Raw genomic sequence first — 24,019 nt, 5'->3', positions numbered from 1 at the left:
GCGCTAAAAAAGAGAATTCAATTTTGAATTCTCTTTTTTTATCGGATAGTATCAAATTTATTTTGATACAGCCCCTTGTCAACGGTCTGAAATCAGCCATATGGCTGATTTTATTTTTTAGAAGTATAAAAAATAAAATATTAAAAAACACAAAAATCAACAATAAACAAATAATATGTGTGGATTATTGTTGATTTTGCAATGTAATATATTTACTTTTAAAACGTTTACTGATATTATTGTAATATACATAATATTACAGGGTAAATTTAGAAAAAATAAAATGTTTTGTAATAAATTAAGTTTTCAAGAGGTGTGTTATATAATGAGCAGAAAATTATCAAATTATTTTATTGGTTTTTTGTGTGTTTTAGTAATTATGTTATTTTGTGAGAAAAAAGCAAATGCAGTTGTAAAATTAACATCAGATGTAACTGCAAAAACTGCTAGTATGTCAAATGACTATATTACAATAAAATTTAATAATTCAGGTAGTGCATATTCATTACTGAAGAATGGGCAAGAACTTATAGGTTCAGGAAAAGGATTTTATGCATCTATTAATGGAGGAACAGGATTTGTTGCAGATTCTTTCAAAGTTATAACTAAGACAGATAATATGGCAGATATAGCATATATAAATGATTGGGGGGAGTTACATTATGTGTTACGTGATGGAGTAAGTGGTGTATATTCGTACTTCATAGTTTCTAATTTAGGAATTGTAGGTGAATTTAGAACAGTATATCGACCAGATGGTAATATTTTTAGAAATGGATACACAGCATCAAAGTCTGGAGAATTTCCAACAATAGATAATATAAAGAATGGCACGAAATTACAAGATGAAACATGGAAGCTAGGAAGTGGACAAGTATATACAAAATATAATTGGGCGGACTATGAAGCAACAGATGATTTTCATGGAGTTTATGGAAATGGATATGGTATGTGGGTTATTCCTTCTAGTAATGAATATTATAGTGGGGGACCAATGCGTCAAGAGTTAATGGTGCATTTAGAAAGTTCAACAGGAGATGCTGTTTTGCTTAATATGCTAAATGGTTCTCATTTTGGAGCAAAACAGCAGAACTTGCCAAGTGGCAAGATTTATGGCCCATGGCTTATATATATAAATAATGGGAATATATCTGATGCAAAACAAAGAGCAACCACTGAAGAAGATTCTTGGCCATATAGTTGGCTAAGTAATTCAAGTTACCCTTTAAATAGAACAGAAGTTTCAGGTAGATTAAAATATTCAAATGGTGATTTAGCTTCTGATAAAATGGTTGTTCTAGCTAAACCAGGTAGTAATTTCTATAATCAAGGAGAGGATTATATATTTTATTCAAAAGCTGATTCAAATGGGAATTTTAATATATCTAATGTTCGTCCAGGAAAATATACTCTTTATGCTTATTCTACATCTGGAACTGATAGTGATGAATTTCACATGGATAATGTTGTAGTTACAGGCTCAAAATTAAATTTAGGAGACATAGCAATAAAATCTAAAGAGAATTTAAAAATGCTTTGGAATATAGGCAAAGCAGATAGAAAGGCATCAGAATTCAATCTTGGAAGTTTAACAAGACAATATGGGCTTCCAGAATTAGTGCCATCTGATTTGACTTACACCATAGGAAAAAGCAAGGAATCAAGTAATTGGTATTTTGCTCAAACTAAAGTAGGAAAGTGGAACATTGATTTCAATATGGATAAAACTTATGGGGGAGAAGCTCATTTAAGTGTTCCAATTGCAAGTGTTTCTAGAGGGCCAGTAGTTGATATATATGTAAATGGAATAAAAGTAGAAAAGTTAGATTATTCAGCAGAAAATGATCAGACAACATATAGGAGTGCAAATCAGAGTGGTAAATATCGTTCAAATGAAATAATGTTTCCAGCTAACCTTTTAAAAGAAGGTAAAAATGAAGTTACCTTTGATATGAGTAAGGTAACTTCAAATGGAGGTATTATGTATGATATGGTAAAACTAGAGGTAGAAGGCAAAGATGAGGTTCCTAAAAGGGAAGATAGTGATGTAATCACAAATAATACTGAGACTTTGGATGATGGTAATGGGGATAATAATACAACGCCTTTAACAAATGTTATTAAAACAGGAGATAGCAGAAATATTATAGCAGTAATTTTAATAGGATTTATTTCACTTTTAAGTGTAACTTCATTCAAAAAACATAAGAATATATAAAGTAAAGAATTAAAATTCAGTTGTTGTTAAATTAACTTAATTTGCTAATTTAACAACAGCTGAATTTTTTTGCAATAGGAAATTATGAGAAATTAAAGTTCTAGTAATTATAGAAAGCAATGAAGGGAAATATAAATTATATTAACCAATGAATGAGATGTGAGAAAAACTTTTCTAAAGACTATGGAAAATTGGACGAGAAAGAATTATATTAATGATGTAGTTAAATATTTGAAAGAGAGTACTAATTAAATTACTATGTAAAGAAATTAACAAAAGAAGATTTTATTAGGGAAACAGGTGAAAAAAGGTTGAGAGAAATTGATGAATTGGTTATTAAAGCACAGAAAGATAAGAATATACATGAAAAATTAATTAATGAAAATGAATTTTTTATAATTAAAATTGCATCTAGAGTTGTAAATAAATATATAACAAAAAGTGATGATGAATGGTCTATTGCATTAAATGCATTTAATGAAACGATAAAGAGTTATGATCTTAATAAAGGTAGTTTTTATAGTTTTGCAGAAATAGTTATTAAGAGGCGTATGATAGATTACTTAAGAAAAGAATCAAAACATAAAGGTGAAATTTCAGTTGATTCATATGTTTTTCAAAGTAATTCAAAGGATAATGAAGAAACAGAAGCATTAAATAAAGAAGTAATAAAAAAGATTTCTGAAGTTAATACTGAAACCACTGCAAAAATGGAGATAGAAGAGGTTACAGAAAAACTTAATTTATATGGTTTTTCATTTTATGATTTAATTAAAGTTTCTCCAAAGTCTGAAAAAACAAAAAATGCTTGTGCAAGAGCAGTAGCTTATATATTAAAAAATTCAATTGTAAATAATGAACTTATTGAAAGTAAAAAGCTTCCTATAAAAATTATAGAAAAAAATATTAAAGTACCCCGAAAAGTTTTGGAAAGACATCGAAAATATATAATAGCAGCAGTAGTAATAATGTCTGGAGATTATCCACACCTTGCTGAATATATGCATTTTATCAGAGAGGAGTTAACAAGATGAAGGGTATAGTTGTTGAAATAAAAAATAAAGATGCTGTTGTACTTTCTGATGAAGGAAATGTGGTGAAAATAAAAAACAATAGTTACCATATTGGAGAGGAAGTTCAAGTAAGAAGTAATAAAAGATCAAAAAGTAATATTATAGCAATAGTAGCAGGTTTTATGATTGCATTTGCAATAGTTGGGGGAGGAACTTATTCATATAGAACTCCTTATGCATATGTTAGTCTTGATGTGAATCCATCTATAGAGTATTCTGTTAATATCTTTGATAAAGTTATAGAAGTTAATGGAATGAATGAAGATGGTGAGGCTATACTAAGTAATATTGATATAAAAAATAAAGATATATATGAAGCCATAAAAGAGACTGTTTCTGAAATTAGTAATCAAGGCTACATTAAAGATGGTGAGAATGATGAGGTTATAATATCAACATTTAGTGATAATGGAGTTAAAGCCAAAGAATTAGCAGATGAGTTGAAAATTTATGCAGAAGAGGTTGTTGCTGAAAATAATTTAGAAGTAAAAATAGAATCCACTAGTGTTGAGAAAGAAAGAGTTGAAGAAGCTAAAAGATTAGGAGTAACACCAGGGAAACTCAATCTAGTTGAAAAGTTGCAAAAGAGTTCAGCTAATCCTGATGAAATGGTAATTGAAGAATGGATTAATAAACCTGTAAAAGAAATTATGAAGGAAACAAAGGTTAATAAAGAGCAGGAAAAAGATTTAAAATACAAGAGTGATACTAATGATAATGAATTACAAAAAGAAAAAGTTCAAAATAAAGATCAACAAGCAAAAAAAAATAATGGGAAAGATAAAATTATAAATAATAGTGGAAATGTAAAGAAAAATAAAGATGGCAATAATACATCCTTTTCATCAGAAGAAGAGAAGAATTCAAGTAATATTGCAAGTGAAAAGAAAAATATAAATGCTAATTCAAATGAAAATAAGTCTGAAAATGGTAAAGGCAGTAATGAAGCAAACAATAAAAAACTAAATAAATAAATTAAAAACACAGTATTACAGTTTTAGTATGCTGTGTTTTTTTCTATTTCATATTTTTTATAATTTTTATTAATTAAAAATTATAAAAAATATGAAAGTACCCCAAAAATTTTTCAGATATATCGAAAATATATAATGAGTGATTATTGATAATGCTTGATCATTGTGAGAGTTTTATGAATATACATTTTGTTAGGAAGAAGTTAATTTAGAGAAACAGGTGAAATAATTGAGGGAAATGGATAAATTGGTTATCAAAGCACAAAAGGATAAAAGAATTCATGATAAATTGATTGCTGAGAATGAGTTTTTTATAACTAAAATTGCTTCAAGAGGTTTTAATAGGTATATAACTAAAAGTGATTATGAATGGGCTATTGCATTAAATGCATTTAATGAAACTGTAAAAAATTATAAGCTTGAAAAAGGTAGTTTCTATAGTTTAGCAAAATTAATAATTAAGAGACGAATTGTTGATTATTTAGGAAAAGGATCAGGACATAAAAGTGAAATGCAAGCAAATTTATATTCATTTAAAAGTAACATATGGGATAAGACTGAAAATGAATTAATTAAATTTAGATAAGAAAATTATAAAACTGGAGGAGATTTTAATGATAAAGCATATTGAAAAATCAAAAATTACATCTATAGCAATAGCAGTTGCGAATGAAGATGGAAAATCTATATTTAGTAGTGTAGACATAGAAAATAAAACATTAGAAGAAGCTATAATGGAGATTATTTCCCAAATAAATAATCAAGGTCATTTTATATAATTTGTATGTCATATTTTGGGCTATGTATTTAAAATCTTGTTAATGATAATTAAAATTAAAAAAATAATAAAGTACCCCAAAAAAAATTACATAGAAATCGAAAATATATAGTAGAGGCAATTGAGATAAAAAATAATTATAAAGTGGGAGGAAATTACAATGAGAGGTTATACTAAAAAACAAAAAATTAAATTTATAGCAGTAGCAGGAGGAATAGTAGTTGGATTGACAACAGTAGGTGGAGGCGTAGCTTATGCATATAATACACCTTATTCATATGTTAGTCTTGATGTGAATCCATCTATAGAATATTCTGTTAACATCTTTGATAAGGTTATTGATGCTAACGCAGTTAATGAAGATGGAGAAGCAATACTTAGCAATATTGATATAGAAAATGAACCTATAGAAGAAGCAATAAAAAATACTGTTTCTGAAATTAGTAAGCAAGGTTATATTAAAGATGGTGAAATTGGTGGAATTGTAATATCAACATCTAGTGAAAATGATAATAGAGCAGAAGCATTAGCATATGAGTTAGAAGCTGAGGCAAAAGAAGTTGTTATTGAAAATAATTTACAAGCAGAAGTAGAATCTCTTAGTATTGGAAAAGAGAGAGTTGAAAGAGCTAAAGAGTTAGGGGTAACACCTGGAAAGCTTAATTTAGTTGAAAAGTTGCAAAAAAGTGCAGCAAATCCTGAAGATATTTCAGTAGAAGAATGGCTTAATAAACCTGTAAAAGAAATAATGAAGGCAACTAAAGTTAATAGGGAAGAGCAAAAAGCAAAAACAAAAGAAAGTATAACTGAAGAATCTACAATTGATAATAAAGACCAAGGTGAGGAAGCATCTATAAGTGAAGCTGCAAATGTTCAGAATAAAGTAGAGGATTCGGATAAAGAAGTTAATGAAAAGAAAGCTAGTGAGATAACTGAAAAGAAAGAGAATGATAATAAAGAAGTTGAGAAAAAGAATGTAAGTAATGCTTCAATTGAAAAGAAGAATAAAAGTAATTCTTCAATACAAAAAAATGAAAATAAAAAAGAGGATAAAAAGGATCAAAAAAATAAATCTAGTGAAAATGAAGATGAAGGCAAAGAAAAAGGAAAAGGAAAATAGTGTAAAAAAAGAAACACAGCATTTAGTGTAGACTGTATGCTGTGTTTTATTAAATATATAGTTTCTTATGTTAACTTAAATTAAGCTTTGTTAACTGAACCGAAAAGTTCCATCTTTTCTTTTACAGTAGCCTTTATAGCTTCGAAACCTGGAGCAAGAAGTTTTCTTGGGTCAAATCCCTTACCTTCTAAGTCCTTACCAGCTTCAATGTATTTTCTTGTAGCTGCTGCAAAAGTTAATTGACATTCAGTGTTAACGTTAATTTTAGCAACTCCAAGAGAGATAGCTTTCTTAATCATATCTTCTGGAATTCCAGTACCACCGTGAAGTACTAATGGCATGTTTCCAACAGCATTCTTTATGTTTTCTAAAGCATCAAATGCTAAACCTGCCCAGTTTGAAGGGTATTGTCCATGAATATTACCAATACCAGCAGCTAACATAGTAACTCCTAAATCAGCTATTTGCTTACATTCATTTGCATCAGCAATTTCACCAGCACCAACAACTCCATCTTCTTCTCCACCTATTGAACCAACTTCACATTCAACTGAGATTCCCTTAGCTGAAGCATCAGCAATAAGCTTCTTACTCTTTTCAATATTTTCTTCTATTGAATAATGAGATCCATCAAACATTACTGATGAGAATCCAGCTTCGATACATTGGTAAGCACCATCAAAGCTACCGTGATCTAAGTGTAATGCCACAGGAACTGTTATTTTTAATCCTTTAATTAAGCCGTTAACCATACCTACGATTGCATGATAACCACCCATATACTTTCCAGCACCTTCAGAAACTCCAAGGATGACTGGTGAATTGTTTTCTTGTGCAGTTAATAGAACGGCTTTAGTCCATTCTAAGTTATTGATGTTAAATTGACCTACAGCATACTTGCCATCTCTAGCTTTATTTAACATTTCTTTAGCTGAAACTAACATAACTCAACCTCCAATAATTGTGAATATATTTGGGAAAAATATTAGAAATATTTTTCCCACTACAGGTTATTATAACTTTAATTTGTTAAAAAAGAAACAACTTCTGCAAATTTTATTACTTGTTTTTCATAAGTTTAACTAAGACTGCCTTTTGAGCATGAAGCCTATTTTCGGATTCATCAAATATTTCAGCTGCATGTTCATCAATGATGTCTCCAGTAATTTCCTCTCCTCTATGGGCAGGTAAACAGTGGAGTACTAATGCATTAGGTTTTGCAAGTTCCATTAATTCTTTATTAATTTGGAAACCAACAAAAGCTTTTTCACGTATTTTAGCCTCTTCTTCTTGCCCCATGCTAGCCCAAACATCTGTTAGTACAACATCTGCATCTTTAACAGCTTCTTCAGGGGAAGTTGTTATAATAAACTTGGTACCTTCTAGTTCTGCCAATTCTTTACCACGGGCTATATATTCTTCTTTAGGCATATAGTCTTTAGGAGAAGCAATAGAAATATTCATTCCTATTTTTAATGTTCCTATTATAAGTGAATGAGCCATATTATTACCATCACCAATATAAGCTACTTTTAAACCTTCAAGAATATTTTTATATTCTCGTATAGTCATTAAATCAGCTAGTACTTGGCAAGGATGCTCTAAATCTGTTAATCCATTTATTATAGGTATTGAAGAATACTTTGCTAAAGTTTCTACTTCTTCTTGTGAATAGGTTCTTATCATTATACCTTGGATAAATCTTGATAATACCCTAGCAGTATCTTCTATAGGCTCGCCCCTGCCAATTTGTAAATCTCTACTACTTAGAAATAAAGCATTCCCTCCAAGTTGATACATTCCAACTTCAAAAGATACTCTAGTTCTAGTTGAACTTTTTTCAAAAATCATTCCAAGACTTTTTCCTTTTAGATGTTCATGTGGAATGGTATGTTTGTGTTCATATTTTAATTGATCTGCAAGATTTAAAATATCTAAAATATCATCTTTTGATAAGTCATCCATTTTTAATAAATCTTTTTTCATAAAAACGCCCCCTTTTGTTGTTAATTTTTAGTCAATGTATAAATTTTACTTTAGTAACTCAACTAAAATATTTGTCCCTTTTAAAATTTCTTCTTCACTTATAATTATAGGTGGAAGAAGCCTAATAACATTTGTTCCAGCGGTTAAAACAAAAAGACCTTTTTCTATTGCCTTTTGTTGAATTTGGGAAGCATTTCCTTTTATTTCAATGCCAATCATTAGACCTATACCCCTAATTTCAACTATCTTATCTAAATTTGCAGCTATTAATTTATCTTTTAACAATTTACTATTTTTAGTTACTGCATTATAAGTTTTATCATTACATATTTCATCTAACACAACTAATGCCCCAGCACATGCTGTTGGATTACCTCCAAAGGTTGTTCCGTGATCACCTGGATTAAATACATGAGATAACTTTTTATTGCAAAGTACTGCCCCAATAGGAAGACCAGCTCCAAGTCCTTTAGCAACAGTAACAATATCTGCTTCAACATCAAAATGATTAAATCCAAAAAGGTTACCAGTTCTAGCAATACCACTTTGAACTTCATCAAAGATTACAACAACATCTTTACTATTACAAATAGAAACAACTTCTGTAACAAAGTTTTTTTGAAGAGGATGAATTCCACCTTCACCTTGAACAGCTTCCATAATTATTGCACATACATCATCTGTTAATTTAGATTTAAAGTCATCAATATTGTTTGCTTCAACATAATCAAATCCTTTTGGGAAAGGAAAGAAGTAATTATGGAATTTTTCTTGACCATTTGCAGTTAAAGTTGCTAGAGTTCTTCCATGGAAAGATTGTTTTAATGATAAAATCTTATTTCTATTTCCACCATATTTATCAAAGCTGTATTTTCTAGCAAGTTTAAGGGCTCCTTCATTAGCTTCAGCTCCAGAATTGGCAAAGAAAACTTTATCCATTTTAGCAAGTGAAGTTAATTTATTGCTAAGCTCAACAGTAACTGGATTTAAAAATATATTAGAACAGTGTTGCAAGGTGTTAACTTGATCATTTACAGCTTTTGTCCATTTAGCGTTTGAATATCCTAAAGAATTCACCCCAATTCCACTTGTAAAATCTAAATATTTATTTCCATCTGTATCATATAAATAAACCCCGTCTCCTTTAGCTAAAACAGGAGAGAGGGGAGCATATGTGCTCATAAGTGAATTTTTCATTTAATCATCTCCTAATAAATCATGGTTCCAATACCTTCATGAGAGAATAGTTCTAAGAGTATAGAATGAGGTATTCTGCCATCAATAATATGCGCTCTTTCAACACCCATACGTACAGCTTCTACACAACAATCTATTTTAGGAATCATACCACCCTTAATTATTCCCTCAAAGGATAACTTTGGTACTTGGTGAAGTCTTAAAACAGATATTAGAGAAGTAGGGTCATTAGAATCTCTTAATACTCCAGGAACATCTGTTAATAAAACTAATTTTTCAGCTTTTAAAGCAGCTGCAATTTTAGCTGCACAAAGGTCAGCATTTATGTTGTAAAGTGAATTATCATTTTCACCTAAAGCAACGCTTCCTACAACAGGAATATAGTCTGAAGATAAGGCCATATTTAATATATCAGGATTAACAGAAGTTATCTCGCCAACATATCCTAAATCATCAGGGCCTTCTAATTTTTTTGCTTTAAGAAGTGAACCATCCATACCACAAAGTCCAATTGCTTTTCCTCCAGCTTTTTCAATTAGAGAGACAAGATTCTTATTAACCTTTCCTCCAAGAACCATTTGAACTACTTCAATAGCTTTTTCATCAGTATATCTTAAGCCGTTTATAAACTTACTTTTTTCTCCAAGACGTTCAAGAAAATTTGTTATATCTGGACCACCACCATGAACTACAATTGGTTTAAATCCAACACATTTCATTAATACAATATCATTTATTACAGTTTCTCTTAGTTCTTCACTTATCATGGCATTGCCACCATATTTAACAACTATTATCTTTCCGTTATATTGTTGTATATAAGGTAAAGATTGGACTAATATATCAGCACGATCACTATGGTTCATCTTATTATTCCTCCTAAAAATTAGCTTCTATAATCTCCATTGATTTTTACATAGTCATAACTTAAGTCACAGCCCCATGTGGAGACTTCATAATCACCCATGGAAAGTTCAACTTTAATCAAAATCTCTTTTTCTTTAAGGATTTTAAGAGCTTCATCTTCATCAAAATTTACAGATGAACCATTTTTGCATACAATAATTGAACCAGCTAAACTTTCAAAACAAACATTTACTTTATCTGGGTCAAAATCCACTCCTGAATATCCTAAGGCACAAAGGATTCTTCCCCAGTTAGCATCACAACCAAACATAGCTGTTTTAACTAAACTAGAATTAATTACACTTTTTGATAATAGAAGAGCGTCATCTTCACTACATGCACCGATTATTTTGCATTCTAATAATTTAGTTGCACCTTCTCCATCTTGAGCCATTTTTTTGGCTAAATTTATACTTATATACTTTAATGCTTCTAAAAAAGCATAGTAATCTTCATTTTTTTCTCTAATTTCATCATTTCCTGCTAGACCATTAGCTAATATGAATAAAGTATCATTAGTACTTTGATCACCATCCACACTTATTCTGTTAAAACTAATATCAGCAGAATCTTTTAGAGCTTCTTTTAAAAGAGCAGGAGAGATATTTATATCTGTAGTAATGAAAGCAAGCATTGTACACATGTTAGGTTCTATCATTCCAGATCCTTTTGCCATAGAACCTAATGTAATAGTTTTATCTCCTATTTTAATACTAATAGCTAACTCTTTCTTTACAGTATCTGTAGTCATAATTGCTTCAGAAGCATCTTTAAAACCTTCTTTAGAAAGAGATTCTGTTAATTTAGGTATATTTTTTTCAATTGTTTCTATATTAAGTGGGACCCCAATAACTCCAGTTGAAGCTACTAATACATCATCAGAGGGAATCTTTAAAGCCATGGCTTCAGCAGTAGCCATTGTTTTAGCTTTTCCAAGACCATCATCACCATTGCAGGTATTTGCATTTCCACTGTTTATTATTACTGCTTGAGCAATTCCATTAGATAGATGTTCTTTGGAAATATATATAGGAGCCCCCTTTACCTTATTGCTAGTAAATACTCCAGCAGCTGAAGCGAGTTTTTCAGAAAAGATTAGAGCTAAATCCTTACTTGCTTTATTTTTTTTTAAGCCACAATGAATACCTGAAGCTAGAAATCCTTGTGGAGCAGTGACTCCACCTTCAATTACATTTATATTCAAATTAAATTGCCCCCTTTTTGTTAAAAGGATGGTGAAATAAAGTTTAATCCTTCTTTTTCATCAAGTCCTAATATAATATTCATATTTTGTACTGCTTGACCTGCAGCTCCTTTAACCATATTATCTATTGCGCTAACCACTATTATTTGATCTTTTCTATGATTTAGATGAAGTGATATATGACAGTAGTTAGAGAATCTAACATTTTTCGTACAAGCTACTTCATCTAAAGGTAGTACATTAACAAATGGTTCATTTTTGTAAGTTTCAGTATATAGATTATAAATTTTCTCTAAATTAACTGGGTCTTTAGGTGTACAATAAATAGTTGAAATTATTCCTCTATTTATTGGAAGTAAATGAGGAGTAAAGGTTACTGTAACCTTATTATTTGCCATGAAACCAAGTGTTTCTTCAATTTCAGGGGTATGTCTATGCCCACCAACCTTATAAGGAGCAAAATTTTCATTTAACTCTGCAAAATGACTAGAAAGAGTTAAGCCTCTACCAGCTCCAGTAGCACCTGATTTTGAATCACAAATTATTCCCTTAGTTTCAATTAAAGAATTCATTAGCAATGGCATTAATCCAAGTTCTATAGAAGTTGGATAACAGCCAGGATTAGCTATAAGCTTAGATTCCTTAATTTTTTCTCTATTAAATTCAGGCAATCCATAAACACTTTCTTTATGAATTTCAGGATGAGAAAAATCTTTCTCATACCAAAACTTATAATCTTCTTCATTTGATAATCTAAAGTCAGCACCCATATCGATGCAAATTTTTCCGTTTTCTATACATTTTGCTGCTATATCTTCACTTAATCCATGAGGAAGAGCAGTAAAGATTACTTCAGAATGTTCTAATACATATTCTATACTTTGGCACTTTAAATTAGCTTTATCTATGAAGGTTTTATAGATTGATGATATTTTTTCCCCCTCAAAAGATACAGAGCTTATTGCTGATACAGCTACATCTTTATGATTTAAGAGTATTCTAAGTAGTTCAGCCCCAACATAGCCAGTAGCCCCAATAATACCGACTTTTATCATATTATAGTCCCCCTTTAACTTCTTCTATAAATTTTTCTAAGGCATCTAACTGTATATTTACAGACTGAGAAGATGGACCACCAATAACATTTCTCTCTTCAACACATGTAAATAAATCTATTGCTTTATATACATCCTCTTCAAAAATAGGAGAGAATTTTTTTAGTTTTTCTAAGGAAAGGTCTTCAATAGCTTTATTTTCTTTTATACAATAAAGTACTACTTCTCCAACTATTCCATGTGCAGTTCTAAAAGCTTCACCTTTTTTTACTAAATAATCTGCAAGATCTGTAGCATTAGTAAATCCACCAGCAGCTCCTTTTCTCATGTTGTTTATGTTGACTTTCATAGTATTTAGCATACCTGTAAAAGTCTTAATAGAAAGCACGACAGTATCTAAAGCATCAAAAATACATTCTTTATCTTCTTGCATATCTTTGTTATAAGCTAAAGGTATTCCTTTCATTACAGTAAGTAGAGTCATTAAATCTCCATAGACTCTTCCAGTTTTACCTCTTATAAGTTCAGCTACATCAGGATTCTTTTTTTGAGGCATTATAGAACTTCCTGTACTATAAGCATCATCAAGTTCTATAAAACTAAATTCATTAGTACACCAAAGAATAACTTCTTCAGAAAATCTTGAAAGATGCATCATAATCATGGAAAGAGCAGAAAGTGTTTCTATAACATAATCTCTATCAGAAACTGAATCTAAACTATTTAAAGTGATTTTTGAAAATCCAAGCTCCCTAGCTACAGCAATTCTATCAATTGGATAAGTTGATGTAGCTAATGCACCTGATCCTAAAGGCATTTCATCAGTTCTTTTATAACAATCTTGTAAACGACCAATGTCTCTCTTGAGCATTTCACCATATGCAAGCAGATGATGAGCTAAAGTTATAGGTTGAGCTTTTTGCATATGAGTATATCCTGGCATTATAGTAGATATATTTTCTTTAGCTTTACTAAATATAACTTCTTGAAGTGACAGAATATCAGATATAATATCTTTTTGAGATCTCTTTAAATACATTCTTAAATCTAAAGTTACCTGGTCATTTCTACTTCTACCAGTATGAAGTTTTTTTCCACAAGGCCCTATATAATATGTTAGTGTTCCTTCTACAAAACTGTGAATATCTTCTGATGTTGGATCAACTTCAATAACCCCATTTTCCATGCGAGTTAAGATTTCATTTAAGCCATCTTCAATTTTATTGCTCGATTCCTTAGAAATTATACCTTGTTTTCCAAGCATTTTTACATGAGCTAAACTTCCTTCTATATCTTCTTTATACATTCTTGAATCAAATCGAATAGAAGAGTTAAAATCATTAACTAAATCACTTGTTCCTTTTTTAAATCGCCCGCCCCAAAGTTTCATTTATTTTTCCTCACTTTTTATTTTTGCATTCATTTTAGCTTGAACTACTATTGGAAGGCCAAAAAGATTAACAAATCCAGCAGAATCCTTTTGATCATATACAGCATCTTCACCAAATGTAGCATATTCTTCACTATATAATGAATATGGAGATGTCATACCAGCATTAACTACATTTCCTTTATATAATTTAAGCTTTACTTCACCAGTTACTGTTTCTTGAGTTTTCAATACAAAAGAATATAGTGCTTCTCTAAGTGGAGTAAACCATAATCCGTTATATACAATATCTGCAAATTTTAAAGCAATTTGTTCTTTATAATGAGCAGTTTCTTTATCTAGGCATAGCTCTTCTAAATCTTTATGTGCTTTATAAAGAATTGTTCCACCCGGAGTTTCATAAACACCTCTAGATTTCATACCAACTAACCTGTTTTCAACCATATCAGTAATTCCTATTGCATTTTCTCCACCTAATTTATTAAGCTCTTCAAGAAGTTTAACTCCATTCATTTTAACTCCATTTAAAGCTACAGGAATTCCTTTTTCAAAAGAAAGAGTAATGTATGTTGCTTTATCTGGTGCATTTTCAAGATTAGTAGAAAGTTCTAAAATCTTTTCATAGTTTGGTTCATTATTTGGATCTTCTAAATCTAGACCTTCATGGCTTAGATGCCAAAGGTTCATATCCTTGCTGTAATTTGTTTCGTAGCTAATTTTTATAGGAACTTTTTTTTCTAAAGCATAAGCTATTTCTTCTTCCCTTGATTTTATGTCCCATATTCTCCAAGGAGCTATTATTGGCATTTCTGGTGCAAATGCTTTTATGGCAAGTTCAAATCTTACTTGGTCATTTCCTTTACCAGTACATCCATGACAAATAGCATCAGCCCCTTCTTTCTTTGCTATTTCAACCATTCTTTTACCTATAAGAGGTCTTGCAAAAGAAGTACCTAAAAGATATTTTCCTTCATAAATAGCTCCAGCTTGAATCGTAGGAAAAATATAATCATTTACGAATTCTTCTGTTAAATCTTCTATGTAAATTTTCGATGCTCCTGTTTTTAATGCTTTTTCCTCTAAACCTTCAAGTTCAGATTTTTGCCCAACATTTCCCACAACTGCAATAACTTCGCATCCATAGTTTTCCTTAAGCCATGGAATTATTACTGATGTATCAAGTCCTCCTGAATATGCTAAAACAATTTTATTATATTTTTTCATTACGATAGCCCCCTTAAATAAAAACACTAATTTTTCTAACTGTTTATAATTATACATACTTTTTAATAAATATGCAATAATTATTCATAAAAATTGTATAGAATTTCGCTAAAAACAAATAAATATACATAATACATGATTTTTGCATTGCATATTATATGCATAATATAGAGGGATATATTAACTAATTAATATATTTAATTATTAAAATTATGAAACAGAATAAGTATATTTTACCTTTATATAGTTTGATATATATTATAGAAGGATATACTAAGAAATCTTTGGTGCATAATTAAAAGAAGTAATGTATAATTAGGTGAAAAATATTTGGACAAATTAGAACTATATGGAACTTTAAGGATATCTTAAGGGAAGAGACATATTAATTTAAAAAAAAGAGGGTAGTATTTGTAATATCTAAAAAATTTGAAGGAGCGTTATTAATGATAGAAGTAAAAGAAGTTTCAAAAGTATATAAAATGGGAAAAGAAAAAGTGGTAGCATTGAAAAATGTTTCTCTAAAAATTGAAAAAGGAGAATTTGTTGCAATAATTGGTCCTTCTGGATCAGGGAAATCTACCTTGATGCATATTGTCGGAGGGCTAGATTCACCTACAACTGGAAATGTGTTTATAGAAGGAAAGGATATTAGTAGATTAAAAGACAAGCAATTATCTAAATATAGAAATCAGAAAATAGGATTTGTATTTCAAGCGTTTAACCTTGAGAATAGCCAAACAGCTCTTGAAAATGTAATGATGCCATTGATTTTTGCTGGAGTATCTAAAAGAGAGAGAAAAGAGAGGGCTATGAAAGCTTTAGAACAGGTAGGATTAAAAGAATATATTAAGCATAAACCTAATGAAATGTCTGGAGGTCAGAGACAAAGAGTATCAATAGCAAGAGCCTTGGTTAATAATCCAGAAATAATATTTGCAGATGAACCAACAGGAAATTTAGATTCTAAAAGTGGTGAAAATATAATGCAATTATTTAATGAAATTAATTTAAAAGGATATACCATAATTATGGTTACACATAATTCGCTTGAAGCTAATAAAGCTAAGCGTGTAGTACAAATTATGGATGGCGAAATAATATCAGATATTATAAAAGAAGAGGAAATAGCCTTAGGAGGAGAAAGAAATGAAGCTTAAGGAGTATGTACTTATGTCTCTAAGAGATTTATGGAGAAGAAAAGGGAGAACTATTCTTACTTCTTTAGGGATTACAATTGGTACTTTACTTATAGTGACTATGATGGGGATTGGCATAGGATTAAAAGGTTTTATGGCAAGTGCTGTTAATGATGGAGATACTGCAAAAAATATTTCTATAAGTCCTCTCAAGTATATGACAGAGGAAGATGAAGAAAGTGCCAACCCAATGACTATGCAAGAAGATTATTTTAAAAAGCTTGATGATGAATTAATAAAAGAGCTTAAGGATACTGAAAATACAGAGTCAATAGTAGCCTCAATATCATATATGCCTAATGCTTTAAAATTTAATGGTAAGTTATATTCAGGAGATATATCTTGTGTTGGTTATAATGAAGGGGCAAATATTTATACAAGTGATGTGGTACAAAATATTAGACATGAAAAAGATAATAATGAATTGAAACCAATTAAGTTAGGTAAAGAAATAGATGGGCCTAATGGCCAAGCTTTAATAGGAAAAGAACTTTTAAATAATTTAGGATTATCAGAAGAGGAAATATTAAATAAAGAGATTGAAATAGTTCCAAGTATATCAAATAAAATAAAAGCTAATGTAATAACTAAAAAGGTTACAATAGTAGGAGTTATTGATGAAAACTTTGAAAATGGGAAAAAGTTAGTATTGTCAGCAAGTGATGTAGCAGAATTGAAGGGATTTAGCACTTTGCAGAAAGATTATATGCAAAATAAGGGATATGATCAGGTGAAAGTGAAAGCCAAAGAGTTAAGTGATGTAGAAGGTTTAAGTGAAAGAATTAAGGATTTAGACTATTCGTATCAATCATCAATTGAAACAGCTAAATCAGTTGAAGATAGTCTTAGTGGAATAAACACAGCTTTCCTAGTACTTGGAATAATAGTATTAGTTGTTGCAGCAATAGGAATAGTTAATACAATGACTATGGCAGTTATTGAAAGGACAAAGAGTATTGGTGTTATGAAATCTGTAGGAGCAGATAGAGGCGCTATAAAGACAATATTTTTAGTTCAATCTTCATTAATAGGATTAATTGGTGGAGTGTTTGGAATATTGATTGGATCAGGAATAAATTCATTAATCCAAATATTTGCAACTTCAAAAATATCTGATTCAAAAGTAGACTTATCAATTACTATAGGACTACCTTGGTATTGGCTTTTAATAACTTTAGTTTTTGCAATGGTAATAGCCTTAGTTTCAGGAATATATCCAGCTAATAAAGCTTCAAGATTAGATCCAATAGAAGCGTTAAGAAGATAGAAGGGAAGGATAAAAATGAAATTATTAGATAAAATAAGTATGGCTTTTAGTGATTTGATGAATCGAAAAGTTAGATCAATACTTACTATTATTGCTGTATCTATAGGATCCCTTTTATTAGTAGCAATGATGGGGTTAGGTGATGGGATAATAAACAAAGTAAAAGATATGGTAAGTAGTTTTGGAGATACAAATATAGTACAAGTTATGCCTATAGATACAAGTAAGATGCAAGAAGCAGCAGAAAACAATTCTAGCATGCAAATAAAAGTAATTGAAGAAGGTTCTAAAGAAAATATTAATGCTTCTCAGAAAAAGGAAGCAGAATTTACTAAGAAAATATCAGAAGAAGATATAGAAAATATGAAGAACATGGATGGGGTAGAAAAAGTAGATGCAGTTATCAATGGAAAAGCAACTGGTCTAAACCTTGAATCTGGACAGAGCATAGATAGAAATATAACAGTTTTAGGTGTGAACTTAAAATATAATCATGATTATAGTGAAAACTTAGTAGCTGGAAACTCTTTAGTAAATGGAGAAACAGATATTTTAGTTGGAGAAAATTTTACTAGTAAATTAGGATTTAATACTAATGAAGGATTACTAGGGAAGAAGATAAAAGTTAAAGTAGAATATCCAAAGATGAATGGAGTTCAAGTAAAGGAGCCAAAAGAAATTGAATGTACAATAGTAGGAGTTTTAAATAAGAAAAAGTATTCTGACACTGTAATTATGGGGGATAAAAAGGCAGAACCTTTACTTGCCTATTTTACAGATAAAGAAACTTATATAAATGAAAATGGATATAATAGTGTAAATATATATGCTAAAGAAGGTATGAGTGTAGGTGATTTAAGTGCAAAAATCACTAGGGATTTTGGGTATCAAACATTTAGTATGGAGATGATTAATAGTATGTTAAATGTTTTAGGTACAGTAGTAAAAGGGGTACTATCTATAGCTGGAATAATAGTTCTTGTAGTTGCAGCTTTAGGGCTTGTTAATACAATTAGTATGACACTTCAAGAAAAGAAAAAAATGATAGGTGTAATGAGATCAATTGGTGGGTCAAGATCAAATATTAGAACAATATTTATATTCCAATCAATAATTCTTGGCTTAGGGGGAGGCTTACTTGGAGGAATATTATCTTCAGGAGGAATTCTTTTTGCTAATGAATATATAACTAAGAAGAGTAATTTTGTAATCTCATTAACGGGAAGCAATGTGGCTATATCTATAGGAATTACATTATTAATTTCAGTTATAGCAGGATTAATTCCTGCAAGTAGAGCAGCAAGATTAAATGTAGTAGAAGCAGTGGCAGAGGAATAAAAATAGTAATTATGGTAAATACTAAACCTACAACGTAATATTGTAGGAGGGATAGTATGACTCAGTTAAGTTGTTGTGCAGATACTTGTGGACATAACAAAAATGGCTATTGTTGCTTAAATTGTGTAGAAGTTGGAGGGATTAGTGCTGGGATTGCTGAATCAACTAGTTGTAATAGCTTTGTAGAAAAATCAGGATCATTTACAAATGATACACAATTACCAAGTCCATATTCAGATATTAAATGTGAAGCTGAAAATTGTATGTATAATAGTAATCATCATTGTGAAGCATATAATATAGATATGTCAGGTCATGCTGCTTCATATGTAGAAGATACGTTATGTTCAACATTTACTTTAAAATAAAAATAAGCTATCTTAATAAGAATGAAAAATTCTTATTTAAGATAGCTCATTTTTATTTATTTTCGTGTCCCTAAAAAATATTCTCTATATTAGGATTATGAAGATGTTTAATATTTTTAGCAAAGTTTTTCAATGAATTTACTGCAATAACTGATTCAGTATGATCCCTACAATCTATATAAAGAGATAGTTCAACAGCTTCATCCATTAAATTGTCAAGTTCAGTATGATTTATATATACAGAAGAAAGTAATTGGTTTTCATCTATTAAATTTATAATTTCATCAGTTTGAGAATAAGCTCTTTCCCAATCTTTATTATTGATTAATGCTTCTATTTCCTCACTGCTTTTACTTATGGTATCACATAACTTTATTAAGGCATTGTTTGCAAAAAATACGAAACAAAGTAAGGCAAGAAATATAAAAATTGACATTAATGTACTTTTCATTTTTTACACTCCTTTTCATAATCATCATAAAGTTGATATTTGAAATTTCCTTCTGTATCATACATAGCAATTAAAACATCGCTAATAGAGTTTAGGTTATGTCTCTTTAATAGTCTTTCAATCCATTCTTTATCTTTGTTTATAGAAGTTAATGAATTAGTATTAATTTTACCATCAGTAATTACTATTTTGGGAAGTAAAGGGGGCTTACTATTGGAATTACTAGTGTTATTACCACTGTTATTAGATGAATTGGGATTCTTAGAAAGAATTGATAGCTGTCCATTATTTTCAAGTACAGCGTATTGAATTTCTTCTAAATCAAAGTATCCTGCTAAACGGATTTCCTCCATTAGTTCATCTATATTAATTTGTTGCTTTTTTAAACCTTGATAATTAATTTTGCTATTATATACTAATATGCAAGGTTCCCCATCTATGAATCTTCTAACAAACTGACTTTTAAGTTCAAATAGAGAAAGAAGAGTTTTCATAAATAATAAAGTAATTATTGGAATGACACCTAATAATAGTGGAAATCTTGTATCTTGCATTGGAAGTGATGCCAGATCAGAGATCATAATAGTTATAACAAATTCGTATGGTTGGAGTTCACCTATTTGGCGTTTTCCCATTATTCGCATTACTATTACTACTAATGTATATAAAATTGCTGTTCTGATAAAAACTATAAACATAATTAAACACCTCTTAAAGTTATTATTTCTCAGTGTAAAAAACTATATTCCAATGCTGTTTGTCTTTGTGGGAGTAACATGTAGGTATATAATGGAATGAAAAGATAAATTTATGATAAAAAGCTATAGAAAGGAAATGGATATGGAAGTATTTAGGTTGGAATTAGGAGAAAATAATGTAATTACTGTACCCAAAGGAACTAATTTTAAGGAAGTAATTAATAAATATAAGAAAAATGAAGACATTGTTTTATGTGAACTTAATGGACATTATTATGAACTGTTAAAAGAAATCCCAAGTTCAGGTGATGTACACATGATTTCAGCAAATAGTGAAATTGGATGGAAGGTTTATTCAAGAACACTACAATTCATTTTTATTAAAGTTGCATTAGACTTGTTTCCTAATGCAAAAATAACAATAGAGCATTCAATATCAAAAGGAATCTTTGGAGAGATTCATAAAGAAACCTCAATAACAGAAGATGAAATAGTATTAATTAAAAACAATATGAAAAAGCTAATTGATAAAGATTTACAAATAAAAAAGATAAAGATGCATAAAAATGAAGCAATAAAAATATTTGAAAAGTATGGAATGCAGGATAAAGTCACTCTTTTAAGACAAATGGAATTTGAAGATGTATATTTATATGAATTAGAAGGAAGATATGATTATTTTTATGGACAAATGGCTTATTCAACTGGAATAATAAAAGCTTTTGATTTAATAAGATATGCACATGGTTTTGTATTAAGAAATCCAAAAGAAGATGATATAAATACTCTACCAGAATTTAAAGAACAAAAAAGCCTTGCAAGTATTTTTTATGAGACAGAGCAGTGGTTAAGGATACTTGGAATAGGGGAAGTTGGAAGTTTAAATGAAAAAGTAATTAGTAAAAATTTAAAAGATGTAATATTAGTTTCAGAAGCTCTTCATGAAAAGAAGGTAGCTAATATTGCAGATGCAATTTTGAGGAGAAAAGATGTAAAGGTAATACTTATAGCAGGCCCTTCCTCATCAGGAAAAACTACATTTGCAAATAGGCTTGGGATACAACTAAGAGTTAATGGATTTGTTCCTATATCTATCTCTCTTGATGATTATTTCTTAGATAGAGAGAACACACCTAAGGATGAGGAAGGAAATTATAATTTTGAGTCTATTTATGCCTTAGATTTAAAGTTATTCAATGAAAATTTAAAAACTTTGTTTAAAGGTGAAGAAATTGAAGTACCTTCATTTAATTTTAAAACTGGTATGAGAGAATGGCATGGAGATAAAATGAAGTTACCTAAAAATGGAGTAATAATAGTTGAAGGGATTCATGGTTTAAATCCAATACTCACAAGTGAAATTGATAGTAATAATAAATTTAAAATATATATATCAGCATTAACCCAACTAAATATAGATAATCATAATAGAATTGCGACAACAGATGTTAGAAAAATCAGAAGGATAGTTAGAGATTATTTATCTAGAGGATATGGAGCAGAAGATACTTTAAATATGTGGAAATCTATAAAAAAAGGAGAAAAAGAATATATATTTATATATCAAGAAGAGGCAGATGTGATGTTTAATTCAACATTAGTATATGAATTAAGCGTGCTTAAATCTTATGCCTTAAAGGAATTAGATAAAATTAAACCAGGAAGTCCTGTATATAATGAAGCATCAAGGTTAAAATCATTTTTGAGTTTCTTTAAAGAGATTGATTTTAAAGATGTTCCGGAAAATTCCATATTAAGAGAATTTATTGGTGGAAGTTGTTTTTATAAATATTAAATAAAGTTAAGTAGTTTTATAAAAAAACTTAATTTTAGAATAATAATTATAATCTATATTGATTTACAAATGACTTTTGCTTAAACTATAGTAAGGAATTTTAGGAATCACAAAGGAGAATGATTATGACAAGTTTAGGGGTTTTTGATATTTTAGGACCTATTATGGTAGGTCCATCAAGCTCTCATACTGCTGGAGCAGCAAGATTGGGGAAAGTTGCTAGATCAGTAGCTCATGGAGGAATAAAGGGGGTAAAATTTTTCTTACATGGTTCTTTTGCAAAAACTTACAAAGGACATGGAACTGATAGAGCTTTAGTGGCAGGTATACTTGGGATGGAGCCAAATGATATAAGACTTAGAGATTCATTGGACATAGCAAAAGAACAAGGATTAGAGATAGAATTTATTGAAACTGATTTAGGAGATGTTCATCCTAATACAGTAAAGTTTGTAATAAAAAGTGAACATGGAATTGAATGTGAAGTCATGGGATCATCAATAGGTGGTGGAAGTATTAAGATCACTGAAGTAAATGGAAATAATGTTGAGTTTACAGGAGATTATCCTACATTAATTATATCTAACATAGATGTACCAGGATGCGTTTCAAATGTTACGTCTATTCTTTATCATGAGGGCATAAATATTGCATTTATGAAGGTGTTTAGAAGTCAACGAGGAAAAGATGCTACTATGGTTTTTGAAGTAGATTATAAGTTAGAAAAGCATGTAATAGAAAAGATAGAGAGTATTGATTCTATAAGTAGAGTTATAAGCATAAATCCTGTTAAGGAGGGAGAATAATATGAAGATTGCAAAAAATGGTGAAGAGTTGTTAAAGATTTGTGAGGAAGAAAACATCTCCCTAAGTGAATATGCTATAAAATATGAAATGGAAAGTAAGGATATATCTAAAGAGAAGCTATATGAAAAGATGAAAAAAAATCTTAAAGTCATGATAGAATCTGCAAATAGTGGAATGGAGAAGGAAATATATTCAGTTAGTGGACTTATAGGGGGAGATGCTTACAAGATCAAAAGATATTTGGAGAGAGGAAATACTCTTATGGGAGAAACTATGGTATTGGCAATGGCCATGGCATTATCCTCATCAGAAGTTAATGCTGCTATGGGAAAAATAGTAGCTTGCCCTACAGCAGGATCTTGTGGAATATTACCTGCAGTTATTCTTACAGCAGGTGAAAAGCTTAATAAAAGTGAAGATGAATTACTTACTGCACTATTTGCAGCATCTTCAGTTGGGATGATAATTGGAATGAATGCAACATTATCAGGAGCAGAAGGTGGATGCCAAGCAGAATGTGGGTCAGCATCAGCTATGGGAGCAGCAGCTGTTGTAGAAATGATGGGGGGAACACCAAAGATGAGCTTAGATGCAGCAGCCATAGTTCTTAAAAATATATTAGGATTAGTATGTGATCCTGTAGCAGGATTAGTTGAAATACCTTGTGCAAAGAGAAATGTATCAGGAACTGTAAGTGCACTTAGTATAGCTGATTTAGTTATGGCTGGAGTAGATTCAAAGATACCATTTGATGATGCTGTTTCAGCTATGTATAAGGTTGGAAGATGTTTGCCTGTATCATTGAGAGAAACTGCAGATGGAGGTGTAGCTATAACAAAAACGGGAATTGAACTTAAGAAAAAGGTATTTGGAGAAGAATAAAACTAATTAAGTAAAAGGAGCTGTCGCATTAGCGGATGAATATCCGTTAGCGATAGCTCCCTTTTTGAACTAAATATCATTTTCTTATA

At 30.0% G+C, this 24,019-nt stretch carries 23 protein-coding genes; 13 read left to right on the top strand and 10 right to left on the bottom strand.

Features of this window, described 5'->3' with window-relative positions:
- The first annotated feature begins 325 nt into the window (after positions 1 to 325).
- The 6 genes from NNC19_RS21425 to NNC19_RS21400 all read left to right on the top strand — a co-directional run bounded on the left by NNC19_RS21425 (position 326) and on the right by NNC19_RS21400 (position 6,163).
- Positions 326 to 2,218 (top strand): polysaccharide lyase family protein, encoded by a 1,893-nt coding sequence (locus NNC19_RS21425; RefSeq protein ID WP_310940734.1) that lies wholly within the window; start codon positions 326 to 328, stop codon positions 2,216 to 2,218.
- Positions 2,219 to 2,529: 311 nt separating this feature from the next.
- Entirely contained in the window at positions 2,530 to 3,252 is a 723-nt protein-coding gene (gene sigI / locus NNC19_RS21420; protein WP_310940733.1) for an RNA polymerase sigma-I factor, read from the top strand.
- A complete protein-coding gene (locus NNC19_RS21415; protein WP_310940732.1) occupies positions 3,249 to 4,265 on the top strand; it encodes an anti-sigma factor domain-containing protein in 1,017 nt (338 codons plus the stop codon). The genes sigI and NNC19_RS21415 overlap by 4 nt, the downstream gene beginning before the upstream one ends.
- A 238-nt stretch (positions 4,266 to 4,503) precedes the next feature.
- Positions 4,504 to 4,851, top strand: coding sequence for a hypothetical protein (locus NNC19_RS21410; protein WP_310940731.1), 348 nt, complete (start codon positions 4,504 to 4,506; stop codon positions 4,849 to 4,851).
- 28 nt (positions 4,852 to 4,879) lie between these two features.
- Complete coding sequence (locus NNC19_RS21405; protein WP_310940730.1) at positions 4,880 to 5,044, top strand: hypothetical protein; 165 nt, start codon at positions 4,880 to 4,882, stop codon at positions 5,042 to 5,044.
- A 159-nt stretch (positions 5,045 to 5,203) separates the two neighbouring features.
- The gene (locus NNC19_RS21400) at positions 5,204 to 6,163 is read left to right on the top strand and encodes a hypothetical protein (RefSeq protein ID WP_310940729.1); all 960 of its coding nucleotides are present in this window, start codon (positions 5,204 to 5,206) and stop codon (positions 6,161 to 6,163) included.
- A gap of 80 nt (positions 6,164 to 6,243) precedes the next feature.
- On the opposite strand, the gene fba is transcribed toward NNC19_RS21400, so the two are convergent.
- The 8 genes from fba to NNC19_RS21360 form a co-directional block, all read right to left on the bottom strand.
- On the bottom strand, positions 6,244 to 7,107 hold the full coding sequence (gene fba, locus NNC19_RS21395) for a class II fructose-1,6-bisphosphate aldolase (protein WP_310940728.1): 864 nt from the start codon (positions 7,105 to 7,107) through the stop codon (positions 6,244 to 6,246).
- A 115-nt stretch (positions 7,108 to 7,222) separates the two neighbouring features.
- Complete coding sequence (gene argF, locus NNC19_RS21390; RefSeq protein ID WP_310940727.1) at positions 7,223 to 8,149, bottom strand: ornithine carbamoyltransferase; 927 nt, start codon at positions 8,147 to 8,149, stop codon at positions 7,223 to 7,225.
- Positions 8,150 to 8,194: 45 nt separating this feature from the next.
- Positions 8,195 to 9,346, bottom strand: coding sequence for an aspartate aminotransferase family protein (locus NNC19_RS21385; RefSeq protein WP_310940726.1), 1,152 nt, complete (start codon positions 9,344 to 9,346; stop codon positions 8,195 to 8,197).
- 11 nt (positions 9,347 to 9,357) lie between these two features.
- Positions 9,358 to 10,212, bottom strand: a complete 855-nt coding sequence (gene argB, locus NNC19_RS21380; RefSeq protein ID WP_310940725.1) for an acetylglutamate kinase — start codon at positions 10,210 to 10,212, stop codon at positions 9,358 to 9,360.
- A 20-nt stretch (positions 10,213 to 10,232) separates the two neighbouring features.
- Positions 10,233 to 11,456 carry a bifunctional glutamate N-acetyltransferase/amino-acid acetyltransferase ArgJ gene (gene argJ, locus NNC19_RS21375; protein ID WP_310940724.1) on the bottom strand — a complete coding sequence of 408 codons (1,224 nt, stop codon included), beginning with the start codon at positions 11,454 to 11,456 and terminating at the stop codon, positions 10,233 to 10,235.
- A gap of 20 nt (positions 11,457 to 11,476) precedes the next feature.
- On the bottom strand, positions 11,477 to 12,511 hold the full coding sequence (argC, locus tag NNC19_RS21370; protein WP_310940723.1) for an N-acetyl-gamma-glutamyl-phosphate reductase: 1,035 nt from the start codon (positions 12,509 to 12,511) through the stop codon (positions 11,477 to 11,479).
- Between the two features lies 1 nt (position 12,512).
- Complete coding sequence (argH, locus tag NNC19_RS21365; RefSeq protein WP_310940722.1) at positions 12,513 to 13,901, bottom strand: argininosuccinate lyase; 1,389 nt, start codon at positions 13,899 to 13,901, stop codon at positions 12,513 to 12,515.
- On the bottom strand, positions 13,902 to 15,125 hold the full coding sequence (locus tag NNC19_RS21360; protein WP_310940721.1) for an argininosuccinate synthase: 1,224 nt from the start codon (positions 15,123 to 15,125) through the stop codon (positions 13,902 to 13,904).
- Positions 15,126 to 15,571: 446 nt separating this feature from the next.
- On the opposite strand from NNC19_RS21360, the gene NNC19_RS21355 reads away from it, so the two are divergent.
- Genes NNC19_RS21355 through NNC19_RS21340 form a run of 4 tightly spaced genes read left to right on the top strand, consistent with a single transcriptional unit; the run spans position 15,572 to position 19,297 of the window.
- Positions 15,572 to 16,285, top strand: a complete 714-nt coding sequence (locus NNC19_RS21355) for an ABC transporter ATP-binding protein (protein ID WP_310940720.1) — start codon at positions 15,572 to 15,574, stop codon at positions 16,283 to 16,285.
- Complete coding sequence (locus tag NNC19_RS21350; protein ID WP_310940719.1) at positions 16,275 to 17,591, top strand: FtsX-like permease family protein; 1,317 nt, start codon at positions 16,275 to 16,277, stop codon at positions 17,589 to 17,591. Before NNC19_RS21355 ends, NNC19_RS21350 begins: the two co-directional genes overlap by 11 nt.
- 15 nt (positions 17,592 to 17,606) lie before the next feature.
- A complete protein-coding gene (locus NNC19_RS21345; RefSeq protein ID WP_310940718.1) occupies positions 17,607 to 18,929 on the top strand; it encodes an ABC transporter permease in 1,323 nt (440 codons plus the stop codon).
- 56 nt (positions 18,930 to 18,985) lie between these two features.
- Positions 18,986 to 19,297, top strand: a complete 312-nt coding sequence (locus NNC19_RS21340; RefSeq protein ID WP_310940717.1) for a DUF1540 domain-containing protein — start codon at positions 18,986 to 18,988, stop codon at positions 19,295 to 19,297.
- A 70-nt stretch (positions 19,298 to 19,367) separates the two neighbouring features.
- Here NNC19_RS21340 and NNC19_RS21335 read toward each other — a convergent pair whose 3' ends face one another.
- Positions 19,368 to 19,748 (bottom strand): DUF4363 family protein, encoded by a 381-nt coding sequence (locus NNC19_RS21335; RefSeq protein WP_310940716.1) that lies wholly within the window; start codon positions 19,746 to 19,748, stop codon positions 19,368 to 19,370.
- Positions 19,745 to 20,446, bottom strand: a complete 702-nt coding sequence (locus tag NNC19_RS21330; protein WP_310940715.1) for a DUF421 domain-containing protein — start codon at positions 20,444 to 20,446, stop codon at positions 19,745 to 19,747. The genes NNC19_RS21335 and NNC19_RS21330 overlap by 4 nt, the downstream gene beginning before the upstream one ends.
- A gap of 142 nt (positions 20,447 to 20,588) precedes the next feature.
- On the opposite strand from NNC19_RS21330, the gene NNC19_RS21325 reads away from it, so the two are divergent.
- From NNC19_RS21325 to sdaAA, 3 genes are all read left to right on the top strand, one after another.
- Positions 20,589 to 22,241 carry a nucleoside kinase gene (locus NNC19_RS21325; protein WP_310940735.1) on the top strand — a complete coding sequence of 551 codons (1,653 nt, stop codon included), beginning with the start codon at positions 20,589 to 20,591 and terminating at the stop codon, positions 22,239 to 22,241.
- A gap of 125 nt (positions 22,242 to 22,366) precedes the next feature.
- The gene (gene sdaAB / locus NNC19_RS21320; protein WP_310940714.1) at positions 22,367 to 23,047 is read left to right on the top strand and encodes an L-serine ammonia-lyase, iron-sulfur-dependent subunit beta; all 681 of its coding nucleotides are present in this window, start codon (positions 22,367 to 22,369) and stop codon (positions 23,045 to 23,047) included.
- Position 23,048: 1 nt separating this feature from the next.
- Positions 23,049 to 23,930 (top strand): L-serine ammonia-lyase, iron-sulfur-dependent, subunit alpha, encoded by an 882-nt coding sequence (gene sdaAA, locus NNC19_RS21315; protein WP_310940713.1) that lies wholly within the window; start codon positions 23,049 to 23,051, stop codon positions 23,928 to 23,930.
- The last annotated feature ends 89 nt before the right edge of the window (positions 23,931 to 24,019 follow it).

This window comes from Clostridium sp. SHJSY1, from assembly GCF_031626875.1.
GTDB lineage: Bacteria > Bacillota > Clostridia > Clostridiales > Clostridiaceae > Clostridium.
This window is presented reverse-complemented; position numbering and strand designations above follow the sequence as displayed.